Origin of the sequence: Mucilaginibacter angelicae (genome assembly GCF_042434235.1) — a bacterium.
Lineage (GTDB): Bacteria > Bacteroidota > Bacteroidia > Sphingobacteriales > Sphingobacteriaceae > Mucilaginibacter > Mucilaginibacter angelicae.
Genome location: NZ_JBHLTS010000064.1, coordinates 42,293 through 56,539, shown reverse-complemented (window position 1 = coordinate 56,539; position 14,247 = coordinate 42,293). Strand labels below are relative to the sequence as shown.

The 14,247-nt window shown below is 45.1% G+C and carries 10 protein-coding genes; 2 read left to right on the top strand and 8 right to left on the bottom strand.

All coding sequences use genetic code 11. The annotated features are described in order from the left end of the window. Nucleotides 1-241 precede the first annotated feature (241 nt). Both ACFFGT_RS20770 and ACFFGT_RS20765 read right to left on the bottom strand, forming a co-directional pair. Nucleotides 242-565, bottom strand: coding sequence for a hypothetical protein (locus ACFFGT_RS20770; protein ID WP_377024429.1), 324 nt, complete (start codon nt 563-565; stop codon nt 242-244). 368 nt (nt 566-933) lie between these two features. Further along, on the bottom strand, nt 934-3,570 hold the full coding sequence (locus tag ACFFGT_RS20765; protein WP_377024428.1) for a ligase-associated DNA damage response DEXH box helicase: 2,637 nt from the start codon (nt 3,568-3,570) through the stop codon (nt 934-936). 84 nt (nt 3,571-3,654) lie between these two features. On the opposite strand from ACFFGT_RS20765, the gene ACFFGT_RS20760 reads away from it, so the two are divergent. Continuing rightward, a complete protein-coding gene (locus ACFFGT_RS20760; RefSeq protein ID WP_377024427.1) occupies nt 3,655-4,326 on the top strand; it encodes a hypothetical protein in 672 nt (223 codons plus the stop codon). A 289-nt stretch (nt 4,327-4,615) separates the two neighbouring features. Here ACFFGT_RS20760 and ACFFGT_RS20755 read toward each other — a convergent pair whose 3' ends face one another. From ACFFGT_RS20755 to ACFFGT_RS20740, 4 genes are all read right to left on the bottom strand, one after another. Continuing rightward, complete coding sequence (locus ACFFGT_RS20755; protein ID WP_377024426.1) at nt 4,616-7,477, bottom strand: M16 family metallopeptidase; 2,862 nt, start codon at nt 7,475-7,477, stop codon at nt 4,616-4,618. Nucleotides 7,478-7,548: 71 nt separating this feature from the next. Continuing rightward, a complete protein-coding gene (locus tag ACFFGT_RS20750) occupies nt 7,549-8,106 on the bottom strand; it encodes a DUF2059 domain-containing protein (RefSeq protein ID WP_377024425.1) in 558 nt (185 codons plus the stop codon). A 1-nt stretch (nt 8,107) separates the two neighbouring features. Continuing rightward, complete coding sequence (locus ACFFGT_RS20745; RefSeq protein WP_377024424.1) at nt 8,108-9,220, bottom strand: acyltransferase family protein; 1,113 nt, start codon at nt 9,218-9,220, stop codon at nt 8,108-8,110. 241 nt (nt 9,221-9,461) lie between these two features. Beyond that, on the bottom strand, nt 9,462-11,381 hold the full coding sequence (locus tag ACFFGT_RS20740) for a glucosamine-6-phosphate deaminase (RefSeq protein WP_377024423.1): 1,920 nt from the start codon (nt 11,379-11,381) through the stop codon (nt 9,462-9,464). A 115-nt stretch (nt 11,382-11,496) separates the two neighbouring features. Between ACFFGT_RS20740 and ACFFGT_RS20735 the strand changes: the two genes are divergently transcribed. Next, entirely contained in the window at nt 11,497-12,690 is a 1,194-nt protein-coding gene (locus ACFFGT_RS20735; RefSeq protein ID WP_377024422.1) for an anhydro-N-acetylmuramic acid kinase, read from the top strand. Nucleotides 12,691-12,763: 73 nt separating this feature from the next. Here ACFFGT_RS20735 and ACFFGT_RS20730 read toward each other — a convergent pair whose 3' ends face one another. Together ACFFGT_RS20730 and ACFFGT_RS20725 are read right to left on the bottom strand one after the other, a co-directional pair. Continuing rightward, complete coding sequence (locus ACFFGT_RS20730) at nt 12,764-13,150, bottom strand: VOC family protein (RefSeq protein WP_377024421.1); 387 nt, start codon at nt 13,148-13,150, stop codon at nt 12,764-12,766. Between the two features lie 113 nt (nt 13,151-13,263). Beyond that, nucleotides 13,264-14,166 carry a glycosyltransferase family A protein gene (locus tag ACFFGT_RS20725; protein ID WP_377024420.1) on the bottom strand — a complete coding sequence of 301 codons (903 nt, stop codon included), beginning with the start codon at nt 14,164-14,166 and terminating at the stop codon, nt 13,264-13,266. Nucleotides 14,167-14,247: the final 81 nt, after the last annotated feature.

Genomic DNA, 14,247 nt, shown 5'->3' with positions numbered 1-14,247 from the left:
TACTATAATTGGGAAAGGCCTCATCAGGGTATTAATGGTAAAAAACCTATTGAAATGGCATCCGTAAACAACAAATAAAATACCTGATTCTGTTACCGAATTACTAAACCCGTACAATTGCGAGGAGCGGCTGGGGGCAGAGCACTGGGCGCGACGTGGCAATCTCGTAGCTATGCATAAACACTTTGAAAATCCGCTCTGTATCCGACGCTACGCCCGCAATGACATGATTTAGAACCTTCTACTTATTATACTTAATTGCATCAGCCCTGATAGTAGCATTGGCATTATTGCCTTCTACCTGAAAAATAATGATCCCGTTGGCGCCCTGTGTTTTAGCTTTATCAGAAAGTAGCTTTTTTGCCACCTCCGAATCTGGGGTATAAGCGATAGCCAGGTGGCCTATTACCTTGTAATCCTGCTTAACATCTTTGGCATCATAGTAAACATCAATGTTATTGGTTACAGGATAGGTATCGCCTAAATAAACTGCTGCGGGAACGGCGCATGACGTAAGAAAAAGAGCAAATGCAATGGTTAAGTAACGGAGCTTTAAGGTTTTCATAAGGATAAGTGTTTATTCTTATGAGTAAAAAAAGGGTTGCAGGTTTAATGGATAAGAGGTAACAAGTTTGTTAGTTTACCCGCCACTCCTCTGGAGCCCACAAGTGCTGGAAAGATGAAACTATTTTTCCAGATAAACAAAAAACGATGTCATTGCGAGGCACTGCCTGTCCCGAACTTGTTTCTGGAAAGCAATCACACGGAAGCATAGCTGCCCTGTATAGTATGCGATTGCCGCGTCGCGCCCCAGCTCTATTCCGTTTCGCTCCTCGCAATGACATGAATTAGTGCACTTTAATATTACGATTTATAATTGTTCTCATCTTCCCAACATCTGTGACTGTAGTGGTATTTTTCAATGTTTATATTTCAAAACCCCTTCTTCCTCGTAATTCCCGGTTTCCTGCTTTTACGCTCTGCAGGTTCGGGAACGCCTTCCGCGCCATAGCTGCGGGCCATTTTAGCTATGCGCTCTTCCATGGTTTCGGTGGTTAGTTTTTCGCGGCCAAGGCTGTCAACCATAATCGGAAAGGCAAAAGGTGTTGGCCGTTCTATCACTTTTAAAATAATGTTTTGCGTTTGAATGCGCTGCAAAGCAGCCCTTAACCGAAACTCTTCTAACTGAAAAGCCAACGCTTCGTTATAGGCCTGCCGTACCAGTAAATTATCCGGTTCGTACTCGCTGAAAACTTCAAACAGTAATGAGGTTGATGCCTGCAAATGTTTGTTCTTAACCTGCTGACCAGGATAGCCGGTGAACACGAGACCTCCGATATGGGCAATGTCCCTGAAACGGCGACGGGCCATTTCGTTGGCATTCAGACTGTGCTGAATATCATCTATCAGGTTATCTATCGAAAAGAAACCGGCATCTTCCAGTGCTTGTTCAATCGGGATGTCTTCGTCAGTAAGCAGCTCAAAGCCATAATCATTCATGGCTATGGAGAAACTTGCAGGCTTTATTTTACTGATGCGATAAGCCAGCAGTGAGGCCATGCCTTCATGAACCAGTCGCCCTTCAAAAGGATAAAATAACAAGTGGTGCCCTTCTTTTGATTTAAACGACTCGATCAAAAATTCATGACTTTGGGGCAAGTGCGATAATTGTTGCTGCAAATCAAAAAGTGGCTTCAAAGCCTTAACCTCTATATCTTTCTCGATGCCATGTGCTACTTCATCCAGCTTAAGCCTGAAAACGGCTGCCAGTTGTGATGATAAAGGCATCCTCCCTCCGTTCCAGCTTGGAATGAGCCCTTTGGTTGAATTTGACTTTTTTACATAGGCTGTCATTTCCTTCACCCGCACAAATTCTAAACTGCGGCCTGCAAACCAAAAGGTATTACCAGGTTTTAGTTTTGACACAAACGATTCTTCGATAGTACCCAGGCTACCGCCACTGAGCCATTTTACGCGGATACTCAATTCGCTGGTGATGGTACCGATGCTTAGCCGGTGCCGCATAGCTACCCTGCGGCTGTTTACTTTATATAATCCGTTTTCAACCTCAACTTTTAAAAATTCGTCATACTGGGCAAGTGTTTTACCGCCGCTGGTGATGAAGTCAAGCAGTTCTCCAAATTCATTCCGGCTCAGATCGGCAAAGGCATAGGTGGTTTTAACTTCTTTAAACAGTTCTTCGGCCCGGAAACCATCTGATACCGCCAATGTAACCATATACTGGATCAGCACATCCATGGTGAGCAGCATCGGGTCACGACTTTCAAAGATCTTATCCTTGATGGCCGCCTTAAGCGCTGCCCCTTCCAGTAATTCGAGTGAATGCGTTGGCACAAAATAAGCCCGGGATATCGCACCGGGAGAGTGGCCGCTTCGTCCGGCACGCTGCATAAAACGGGCCACGCCTTTAGGGCTGCCTACCTGCACCACGGTATCAACCGGCCGAAAATCCACACCCAAATCCAGACTTGAGGTACACACAACCAGTTTCAGGGCTTCGGCGTGCAGGGCGGCTTCCACCCAGTTGCGCAGTTCATTATCCAGCGAGCCATGGTGCATAGCCATAATACCGGCATATTCAGGATAATTATCCAAAATAGCATGGTACCAGATCTCCGATTGTGAACGGGTATTGGTAAAAATCAGCGTGGTTTTACTTTTAGCCACTATTTCCATTACCTTGGGCAACAGCTTTAAACCAATATGCCCCGCCCATGAATAATTCTCAATATTCTGCGGAATGATTGACCGGATGTCCAGCTTCTTCTCCAGGTTAGCCCGCACCATTTTCACCTGTTCAGGCGGGAAATCGTTGCCTAATAAAACCTCAGCGGCTTGCTCCAGGTTGCCGATGGTAGCGCTTATTCCCCAGATTCTTAGTTGGCAGTTTTGAGTTGACAGTTGGCGGTCTTTATTTAGGTTCGTATCCTTAATTTGTTTTTTATAAACCTCTGCAAACTGCTCACTACCAACTGTCAACTGCTCACCGTCAACTGAAGCAAGGGCCCGGAGCCGGGACAAACCTAACTCCACCTGCACTCCCCTTTTAGTGCCCAAGAGCTCGTGCCACTCATCAATTACAACTACCTGCAGCTGACTGAACAATTTGGGATATTCTTTTTGGGCCAGCATGAGGTGCAGGCTTTCGGGAGTAGTAAGCAGTACTTCGGGCAGTTTTCTTTTAAGGGCAGCTTTTTCCGCCGCAGAGGTATCGCCCGTGCGGGTTGCTATTCGCCACGGCAAACCAATTTCGTCGCAGGCCTCCTGCATAGCTTTGCGGATATCATTGGTGAGCGCCCGTAATGGGGTTATCCAAAGCATCAGCAGACCATTATTTTGTTTTGTTTTATAAGTATCGGGATGGGCATTAATAAAACCGGCCAAAAAAGGCAGGAACAGGGCAAAGGTTTTACCGCTGCCGGTCGGGGCATTCAACAAGCCCGAGTAACCGGCAAGGTAAGCGTCCATCATTTCGGCCTGGAAAGGAAACTGTTCCCAGCTTTTTTCTGTGTACCATTGCTGTATAACCTGTTGGCCTTTGCTTGTCATTATCCCTTTAACAAAATTTTAGCTGTTTAGTTATAGCTTGCATAATCCCGCCAACAAAATAACCATTAAATTGGTTATCGTAATATGATGATCAGAAATAGCTTAATAATCGTTTCGATTGCCATCTGCCTTTTGGCCTGCGGCAATAATTCAAAAAAACAAACAACCCTGGCTGATACCAATAAAGTACCTAAGGATACTACAGGTCAGCATATCCCCGATAAAAACGACACGACTAAACACCAAACCATGGCGTCGGATACCAGTGCGGCTAATCCCTCGCAGTCCGGCTGGTTGATTATCCCGGGTAAAAGCATCGGGCATATTGTTTTAAATGACGATGTTCAAAACACCATAACACAATTAGGCAAACCCGATAGTTCGGACGCAGCTATGGGAAGCTCATTGTTGGTTTGGTTTGCCAAACATGATCCTACAGGTTATCGTACGGCTGTGTTTTCGCACCATAACATGGGCAGCAAAGATGAATCAGTGAGCCATGTGCAAAAGATCCTGGTAACATCCCCACAATTTAAAACCGATGACGGCGTAGGTGTGGGCTCAACTAAACAGGATATTCAAAAAACTTACAAGCTTAAACCAACCTCCACTTATAGCAAAAATGGCGGCAATGTGCAGGTTTATACCGATTTGGGCAAAGGCATTTCTTTTGAAATAGATGGCACTGGCAAGTGCGTAGGCGTAGTGGTGCATAAAGCTAACGATACGGCATCGGCTTATTTGAATATGCATTGATTTTTTGCAATTATAATAACTAAGCAAAGCCACTCGTCCTTTATCAAAAATGTTGGGAAGATGAATTTGCCTGGAAAACAAAAAAATGTCATTGCGAGCGCAGCGTGGCAATCGCACACAGGCAGAGCGGCTCTGTATAGTGTGCGATTGCTTCGTCGTTCCTCTTCGCAATGACATTTTTGTCTTCACAACATATGTAGCCCTATAGGAGATGCAATTATGCGTCCCTACAAAAAATAAGAAGGCCTTTCCGTTCCGGAAAGGCCTTCTTATTATCTATCATTACACCTTACTTCTTTTCAGGCATCAAAATCAGCTTAATCAGATTTTTACCGCTCAGGTATTTGTTGGCGGCGTCTTTGGTGCTTTGAGGGGTTATTTGCTCAAGACTGTTTACATGGCCCAGGATCTGATCCGGGTTTTCGCCGTTTTGTGCTGACGATGCAAGGTATCCTGCCCAGAAAACATTTTGCTTAAGCTGCTGCTGGGTTGAACGGGCTTCTTCGGCAACAAACTTCTGGATATCTGCAGGTAACGCACCGCTTTGTTTTATTTTACCAATTTCTTCCATGGTGGCATTGATCAGCTTATCCACATTTTCGGGTGCACAGCCAAACGATATGGTAAAAGTATAGCGGGCACCCGGAATTTTACGGTAGCTCGCCCTCACACCCGGCGCATAAACGCCGCTTTCCTGCTCACGTAAACGCTCTATCAGTTTAATATTCAGTACTTCTTCCAGTGCATCAACCTGTATGTTGTTAGCTTCATTATAATCATAATCACCGCTGAAAATCAGCTGCACGGTACTTTTATCGCCTACACCTTTGTTTACCGTTTTGGTGATCACACCTGCAGGCGGCTGGATGTTCATGTTTTTATAGGTTTCCTTGCTGTTGGTTGATGGCAGGCCGCCAAGGTAATGCTCAAGATATGGTTTAATTGTTTCTACGTTAAAATTCCCCACCAGTGTAAAGGTAAAGCCACTGGCATCAGCAAAGCGTTTTTTGTAAAAATCGTAAGCTTTATCAAGTGTTGCAGCATTTAACCTTGGAATAGTAGTAACCATACCACGGAAATTATAGTTGCTCAACACGGCAGATACTGTATCCTGGTAAACACTTCCCGGGTCGAGCCCGCGGCTGCTCAATATCGACCTTGTTTGATCAATGTTGGCATCCCAGATATCCTTGTCCTTACGGGGTTGGGTAAAATACAGGTAGATCAACTGAAGGGCTGTTTCAAAATCGGCAGGCGAGGCACTTCCCGAAATACCTTGTGCAAACTCACTGATATATGGCGAAATACTCAGGTTCTTGCCGGCCATCTTCTTATCAAGCATACCCTGGTTAAACTGCGCTATACCGCTGCCACTGATAATTGACGAAGCCAGGTTTGCCGATGTAAAATCATCATCACTTGCCAGTGAGGTACCGCCAAAGGCGTAACCGCTTATCAGGATCTGATCATTACGATATTCGGTTGGTTTTAATATCACCTTTACACCGTTGCCCAGTGTAAGGGTGGTTGTACCTATGGCTTCGTCTGTATCCTGTTTAGCAACTTTAGTACCTTCCGGTGCCTGGGCCAGTAATGGATCGCTCGATACATTATCAATATAAGCAGTAACATTTTGACCGCCTGTGGCAATCCAGTTCAGCAATGTTTTGTCATCGGGTAAATTAGCCTTTTCTTTATCCGGGGCCTGTACAATCACAACACGGTTTTGATCGCTGATAAATTTACCTGCCATGGCATTCATATCGGCCAGGCTCACTTTATAGATATTGCCTATATAAAAATTGTACTCATAGTCGATCCCCGGAATAGCTTCACCGGTTAAAAAGTTGGCCTGGTATTCACGTACAAAATTTGCAGACGGAGTTTTATCCCTTTCGCGGTATGCATTGCCGATCCCTACCAGTGCATCCTGTTTAGCGCGCTCCAATTCGGTAAGGGTAAAGCCAAATTTGCGGGCGCGTTCTGATTCGGTCACAACGGCTTTAACCGCTTTTTCAAGCTCGCCGGGTTTGGCAACAACCAATGAAGTATAAGCATCCTGGTCGCCAATAAAGTTACCATAGCTGGTGCGGCCATATAAAAACGGTGGATTAGGTTTTTGCAGCAACTCGTTTAAACGTGCGTTAAGCATCTGGTTAAACAATTGCACCCTTACCTGCTGCATATAATCGCCGGTAGTTTTGGTAACTGTACCGGGATGTTTTACAATAATTTGCGCTATGGTGTAAGGATATTCAGGGTCGGTAACAATTTTTACCGTGGTACCCGGTGCAGCGGGTACTGAATATTTTGTCCTTGGCTTTTCGGCTGCCGGATTTTTAAGTTGTGAGAAGTTTTGTTTAATGAGCGCCTCAACACGTTTAGGGTCGAAATCGCCAACGGCAATAACAGCCTGCAAATCGGGGCGGTACCAATCCTGGTAAAAAGCTTTGATGGTTTCAGGCTTAAAGTTTTTCAGGATGTCTTCCTTACCGATAGGCAAACGAAGCGCATACCTCGAATTATTAAGCAACACCGGTAATGTTTGCTGTTGCATGCGTTCCTGGGCATTTTTACCCCGAAGGCGCTCCTCTTCCAAAACAACACCACGCTCTTTATCAATTTCGGTGGGGTCAAAGCTTACATAACCGGCCCAGTTAGCCAATATGTTAAACCCTTTTTCAAACACACTAACAGTATCGGTGGGTAAAGGCAGCTGGAACACCGTTTCGTTAAACGAAGTATAAGCGTTTAAATCGGCACCAAATTTTACCCCTGCTTTTTGCAGGTAGTCAACCATCTGATTTTTTGGAAAATCACGTGTACCGTTAAAGGCCATGTGCTCGGTAAAATGGGCTAAACCCTGCTGGTCGTCATTTTCCAAAACCGAACCGGCTTTGTTAACCAGATAAAGCTCGGCCCTGCTTTTAGGCTCGGCATTGGCACGGATATAATAAGTTAAGCCATTGGGCAATTTGCCAATGATCACATTCTGATCAACCGGTAAAACATCGCTTTTGGCAGCTATAGCCTGTATACCGGGTTTATTTTTAGGCGATGGAGCAGGTTTCTTTTTTACTTGTGCATATGCACTACCCCCAGAAAGGGTTAAAGCCAATAAGGCTAATGGAACGTATTTGTTCAGGTTCATTATAAAGTTTGAATAATCAGGGTGCTAAGATGCAAAACGAAAATCTTAGTTACAAAGTATAGTTGTGAAAATTAATGTTTTACCGGTGCTTTTGAGGCCGGTTTCTTCGTGGCCGGAGAAACTTGTTCCTTAACTGCAGGGGGATCTGTTTTTTCGGCAAATTCGTCCTGCATCATTTGTTGCAGCTCATCTTTATGCGCAGCAACGGCTTCCTGCCCAACCTGCATTCCTCTTTGCATCAGAACAGTCATTTTTGAGCTCGCTTTTTTTCCTATCGGTGAATTGTAAAAAGCTGTTAACTGGTTGAGTTCATCTTCCGTAAATTCGGAGGCATAAATAACGGCCATTTTGTCTTTAAGTAAATCCCAGGTAAAATACTTCCCCATAAATGTTTTCATCACTTTAATAAAACCGTCACGTTTATCAGCCGGAACTTGCCCGCTTAACTGATCGATCATGGTATTTATCATCCCGCCAAACTGCATATTTATCCCGGTTGCAAGCATTACCTGCTCGGCTGCTTTTAAATGAGATGGAGCAAAAGTTTGATTGGTTGTCTGGGCTTTTAAAGTTGAAAAGGAAAAGAAAATTACGCCGGTAAGCGTGATAAGTTTAAGCTTTAGGTTCATATTAAATTTTGATAAAGATTTTTTTGATGTAGAAGATCCACATCACTACCCATAAAATGAGTACTGTAAATATAGCACTTACCAGCGAAGCATTCACCGGCGAAAAATAAGGCGCAAACAATGTTTGGTAAACAGATGAGCCATGTATTTTAATCATCCCCATATAATGCGGAATAAAGCCCGACAGCACATAGGCCGTGATAGCATTGACGCCAAATACCACAAAAGGGTAGGTAAACCTTTTATGCCCCTGCACATCAATAAGCCAATAGCTTAGCGCCAGGCCAATGGAAGCAAGACCGCCGGTATACAACACAAATGAGCTTGTCCACAAGGCTTTGTTAATTGGGAAAAACAAATCCCAAAACAGGCCGGCCATAACCGCGATTACACCGTAAGTAAACAGCCAGTTGGTTTTTACCTGGTCGTCACGATCTTTACGTTTAAGCCAGCTGCCAACCCGTATACCAAATAAAGCTGTTGCAACAGCGGGGATAGTACCCAGTAAACCTTCCGGGTCCCAGGTGTGCGATTCGCGCCAAAGGTGATCGGGCGTAAATACCGTCCTGTCTATCCAGGCCCCCATATTGGTTTCGGGTTCAAGGTTGGCATATCCTACGCCCGGTACCGGGATAAAGGTCATGATGATGAAATACCCAATAAGTGCAATCGCAAAAATCCAGTCGCGTGTTTTTTGTGATGTTTTTAGATAAAGCACCGTGCTGATGAAATACACCAGGGCTATGCGCGGCAGCACGCCCGGCAGCCGTAGATGGGCCAGCCCGCCATCCGGGTGAAAGATCAGTTGGGTTGCCCATGGAATCAGCAGCAGGATCACCGTCCGGCGCAGTGCTTTCAGGATGAGCTTACTGTGCGATACGGTAGCCTTTTTGCTTTCCATGGCATATATAACCGATACGCCAACCATAAACAAAAAGAAGGGAAAAACCAGGTCGGTAGGTGTACAGCCGTTCCATTTCGAGTGCTCCAGTGGGGCGTAGATGTGCCCCCAATCGCCGGGGTCATTAACCAGGATCATCATAGCGATAGTAATTCCGCGGAATACATCTAATGAAAGGAGGCGTTTTGGTTTTTCGGTTATGGTTGAGGTCATAGGCTATTAATCGAAATCCCTCCCGAGGGAGGGGTGCGTTGGGATGCGAAGTGGCAGGGAGGGGTTTATACGCTATATCAAAAAAATGCACTGGCTGATGAAACCCCTCCCTACACCCTCCAAAGGGAGGGAATCCCACAGGCCGCGGCTTTTATCTATCTTTTTCCCCTTGCCCGCGTCCCCACGTGCAATTATTATGTCGCCCGTGAGGACACGGGCGACCGGGTTCAGTTCAAATTCATTAAAACATATATCGTTTAAACGCCTCCATAGCCTCGTATTCGGCAAGGCCGAGACGGTCATAGCGTTGGGCGGTGTCACGGGTACGGTCTTCTGCCCTCACCCAGAACTCCCTTGCATCATCACCAGGGAATACCGGCCTGTCCTTTTGCGACTGATGTTTGAAGATCGCGTTACGCTTCCTGATCACTTCCTGTGGCGATAATGGTACTGCCATCTCTATCTCGTAGGTCTCAAATTCATGCCATGCGCCACGGTACATCCACAGCCAGCAATCTTCTACCCAGGCTTCTTTGCCTTTTAACCTGTCCAGTGCCGCCAGGATGATCTTAAAGCATACCAAATGCGTTCCGTTAGGATCCGCAAAATCACCTGCTGCAAAGATTTGTTGCGGCTTTATTTTTTGTAACAGGTCGATGGTTAGCTGGATGTCTTCCTCGCCTACTGAATTCTTTTTGGTTTTGCCGGTTTCATAGAATGGCAACGCCATAAAGTGGATATGATCGTCCTGTAAGCCTGCATATCTTGCGCCAGAGATCGCTTCTGTTTTCCGGATGAATCCTTTTACGTTCCTGATCTCCTGGGTGTCTATCTCGTTAGGTTGTTTGTTCGGGAAAAACGCACGCATATCTTCATATGATTGTTTCAGGTGTGCGGTGTCTTCGCCGATGCTATTGGTAAAATCGATGGCGAATTCCATATACCTTAATACATCATCATCCCAAACAGCTGTGTTACCTGAGGTTTGATAAGCTACGTGTACGTCATGGCCCTGGTCTACCAGCCTGATGAACGTTCCACCCATTGAGATCACGTCATCATCCGGGTGTGGTGAAAAAATGATGCTTCTCTTTTTGGCTGGCAGTGCCCTTTCAGGTCTTTGCGAATCGTCCGCATCCGGTTTACCGCCCGGCCAGCCCGTGATGGTATGCTGGATCTGGTTAAAAATATCAATGTTGATATTGTATACCGGGCCCTGCTCTACCGCAAGCTGCGCCATGCCGTGGTTATTGTAATCTTCTTCCGTTAATTTCAGTACCGGTTTATTGATTTCGTTGGCAAGCCAGATCACCGCTTTCTTTTTTAACTGACTATCCCATACGCAGTCTTTTACTAACCATGGGGTATCAAATCTTGTCAGTTCCGATGCGGCTGCTTCGTCCAGTACAAATTCCACATGGTCGGACAGTTGCAGGTACGTTGCCGGTACTTCACCCGAGATCTCCCCTTCTACCGCCTTCTTAATGATCGGGGCTTTCTTCCTGCTCCAAGCCATCAGGATGATCTCTCTCGCCTTGAAGATCGTACCGATTCCCATCGTGATCGCCTTGGTTGGCACATTCGCCTTACCGCCGAAATCCCTTGAAGCATCACTCCTGGTCAAATCATCAAGAGTCACCATTCGGGTTCCTGAGTTTGGTGCCGATCCCGGCTCATTGAAACCGATGTGACCTGTACGGCCGATACCTAAGATCTGTAAATCCAGGCCACCCAGTTCTTCTATCTGCTTTTCATACGCCAGGCAGTAGCCTGCCACGGCATCTTTATCAAGTGTGCCATCTGGGATATGCACATTCGCTTTATCTATATCAATATAGCTGAACAGGTTTTCATACATGAACGTCACATAGCTTTGCTGCGCTGTGGGTTTCATCGGGTAGTACTCATCCAGGTTGAAAGTGATCACATTTTTAAAGCTCAAGCCTGCTTCTTTGTGCTGCCTCACCAGTTCGGCATACACCCCTATCGGGGTTACACCGGTAGCAAGGCCCAATACCGCTTTTTCGCCTTTGGCTTGTTTTGAGCGGATCAGATCTGCTATCCGGTTTGCTACCGCCACCGAGGCTTCATGCTGGTTGCTGTATACGCTTACAGGTAACTTCTCGTAACGCGTCTCTTCCAATAAATTTAATCGTGCCATGAATTTTAGGAAATGTAATGGGATGTGTTGTTCAAAACAAATATATCAGATATTTACATAGGGCGGCTATTATTTTAACTTTTACCGCTTGCCGCACAAATAGTAATTTAAGCCCATGATACCATTGAACCAAAATCTGCAACGCCTGTTCAACATTGCTCAAAAACCATCAAAAATGGGCATCGGCCTTATGTCGGGCACCTCGCTGGATGGGCTTGACATTGCCCTGTGCAAATTTACAGGCAATGGCTTAAGTACTCATTTTGAGCTGGTACAGTTTATCACCATCCCTTATCCGGCTGATTTTAAGCTGGAAGTTCAGCAGGTATTTGCCCGGCGCAATGCCGATCTGGAAAAGGTTACTTTACTCAACGCCTACATCGGCACCTACCATGCCGAACTCATATTAGCGGCGCTTGGGCAATGGAAGATCAATACACAAGATGTTGATTTCATCGCCAGTCATGGTCAAACTATTTATCATGCACCCCAACGTTTGCATCAGCATAAAAACTCACCTAACGCCACCCTGCAAATTGGCGATGGTGATCATATCGCCGTAAAAACCGGTATATTAACCATCAGCGATTTCAGGCAGAAACATATTGCTGCCGGTGGCGAGGGGGCTCCGCTGGCCTTATACGGCGATGTGTTACTGGGCAACAAAACCGGTGAAAACCGGGTGTTGTTAAATATAGGGGGCATAGCTAATTTAACATGGCTGCCGGGCGAAGGTAATTTTGACCATGTGCTTTGTACAGACATCGGCCCCGGTAATACCCTCATCGACGCTGCCTGCCGCAAATATTTTAATAAACCTTATGATGAAGATTCGGTCATAGCTTATAGCGGAAATGTTCATGCAGATCTGTTGACAGCACTCCTCGCCCATCTCTTTTTTAAAGAAAAAGCCCCTAAAACTACCGGACCCGAATTATTCAATCTTGACATGGTTGCCGAAGCGCAGCAGCAATCAGGCACCGGGCAAATTAATAACGAAGACCTTGTTTGTACATTAAGTGCTTTCACAGCAACATCTATAGCCGGTTTTATTAAGGAAAATATCTCAGGCAATCATATTAAAATTTTCACCAGTGGCGGCGGGGCAAGGAATCCCTTTGTAATTGGTGAACTAAAAAAATTATTGCCTGAAGCAGATATTGATGATAGCAGTTCATTAGGAATTAATCCCGATGCCAAGGAAGCTATATTGTTTGCTTTATTAGGGAATGAAGCCCTGTGCGGCGAGCCGATCAGGATTGGAATTAATCCGGCGGTATTGATGGGGAAATTCAGTTTCCCGGTTTAAGAGGCTGTTTAATTTTTTTTAGAATGTAGAGACGCATAATTGCGTCTCTACGTAAAATATTTACAAACTATTTTTAAGCCTCATCAACGGGTGGTTCCCATAACTCTATACTGTTTCCTTCAGGGTCGAGGATGTGCACAAATTTGCCATATTCACTCGCGGCAATTTCGTCAAGTATAGTAACGCCATCATTTTTAAGTTCAGCAACTAAGCCCTCCAGGTCTTCAACAATATAGTTTATCATAAACTCTTTTGTTGAAGGTGCAAAGTAGGTAGTAGTTTCCGGGAACGGGGTCCAAACGGTAAGAGCCTTTTCATCAGGTGCATCATCCTTTCGCCATTGAAACTTGGTTCCATAGGGGCTGGTTTTAAAACCGAGCTTCTGAGCGTACCATTCATTCAATTGTTTAGGATCTTTACTTTTAAAGAAGACTCCTCCAATACCGGTTACTTTTTTCATTGTGGTAATTTGATTTGAAAATAAAAATATACTTTTAAAATCAAATTCCGCAAATACTTATCAAGCATTTTACATTACATTAAACCGTCTTTGAGAAACTGATTAGAAACAGATCAGCGCCCCATTTGCTGCTTCAGAAAACGCCTGACCCGCTGCAACAAAGTGCCTTTCCTGTTAGCCAGGAAATGTTTAATAGCCTTATAAACCTGCTCATTTTCCTGTATCACACCCGGGAATTGCGTTACCTGCTTCCGTGCCATTTGCACGTGATAAATATCCTCGTTATTGGAATGTACACCGGTGCCGTCATGACCAATATTTTGAATAAGCGATTGTGAGGGGTTAAGTGTTAAGCCATTCTTCAAAAAAATGGAGGCATACCAGCGAATGGCCCATGAGTTATTTTTACCGGCCTTAAACTGCTCAATCTGTTTCCAGAAGTTCATTTTACCTTCTATCGAAAACCGGGCTATTTTCAACGTATCAAACTGGTCGATCAGTTTGTCAACATCTGGTTCAAAGTTTTTCCAGGCACGGGCCCAGGTTGCCCAGCCCCAGCTGGTGGCCGCCCGATAAAAGAACGTTTCGGGCAAGGTTTTATCATTCAGGTTGTACATGTATGCGCCAATATGCATTACCTGTTCCTGGTTTGCATATTTTGTTAACGCGTCGTTGAAGTATTGCAGGGTATATGGTGATGATAACAGGTCATCTTCAAACACGATCACTTTGCCATATTCATAAACCAACTGTGTTACCCCGCTAATGATGGATTCGGCCAAACCGAGGTTATGATCGCGCACAACAATTTTTACCGACTTAAAACCGCTTACATCATTCACCAGCTGCCTTACCTGCTCAACCTTGGGTTTATCGGCATCGGTTTTGGCTGCATCGCAAAAAATATATAGGCGCGACTCATCGGCCAGTAAATTTTGCTGCAAATAACTGATGGTACGGCGGGTATGGTCGGGCCGGTTATAAACAAAAAGGGCTATCGGGGCAAGATTTTGCATTTTATGATTTCAGCAGATCGGGTATTGAGATTAAATGCCCTGCGGGTAGCAGGGCATTTAATTTGCGAAGGTAAAATTATA

Bases quoted from the DNA above. Each gene is read 5' to 3' on its own strand.
- ACFFGT_RS20770 (WP_377024429.1), bottom strand. From the start codon at position 565: ATGAAAACCTTAAAGCTCCGTTACTTAACCATTGCATTTGCTCTTTTT.
- ACFFGT_RS20765 (WP_377024428.1), bottom strand. From the start codon at position 3,570: ATGACAAGCAAAGGCCAACAGGTTATACAGCAATGGTACACAGAAAAA.
- ACFFGT_RS20760 (WP_377024427.1), top strand. From the start codon at position 3,655: ATGATGATCAGAAATAGCTTAATAATCGTTTCGATTGCCATCTGCCTT.
- ACFFGT_RS20755 (WP_377024426.1), bottom strand. From the start codon at position 7,477: ATGAACCTGAACAAATACGTTCCATTAGCCTTATTGGCTTTAACCCTT.
- ACFFGT_RS20750 (WP_377024425.1), bottom strand. From the start codon at position 8,106: ATGAACCTAAAGCTTAAACTTATCACGCTTACCGGCGTAATTTTCTTT.
- ACFFGT_RS20745 (WP_377024424.1), bottom strand. From the start codon at position 9,220: ATGACCTCAACCATAACCGAAAAACCAAAACGCCTCCTTTCATTAGAT.
- ACFFGT_RS20740 (WP_377024423.1), bottom strand. From the start codon at position 11,381: ATGGCACGATTAAATTTATTGGAAGAGACGCGTTACGAGAAGTTACCT.
- ACFFGT_RS20735 (WP_377024422.1), top strand. From the start codon at position 11,497: ATGATACCATTGAACCAAAATCTGCAACGCCTGTTCAACATTGCTCAA.
- ACFFGT_RS20730 (WP_377024421.1), bottom strand. From the start codon at position 13,150: ATGAAAAAAGTAACCGGTATTGGAGGAGTCTTCTTTAAAAGTAAAGAT.
- ACFFGT_RS20725 (WP_377024420.1), bottom strand. From the start codon at position 14,166: ATGCAAAATCTTGCCCCGATAGCCCTTTTTGTTTATAACCGGCCCGAC.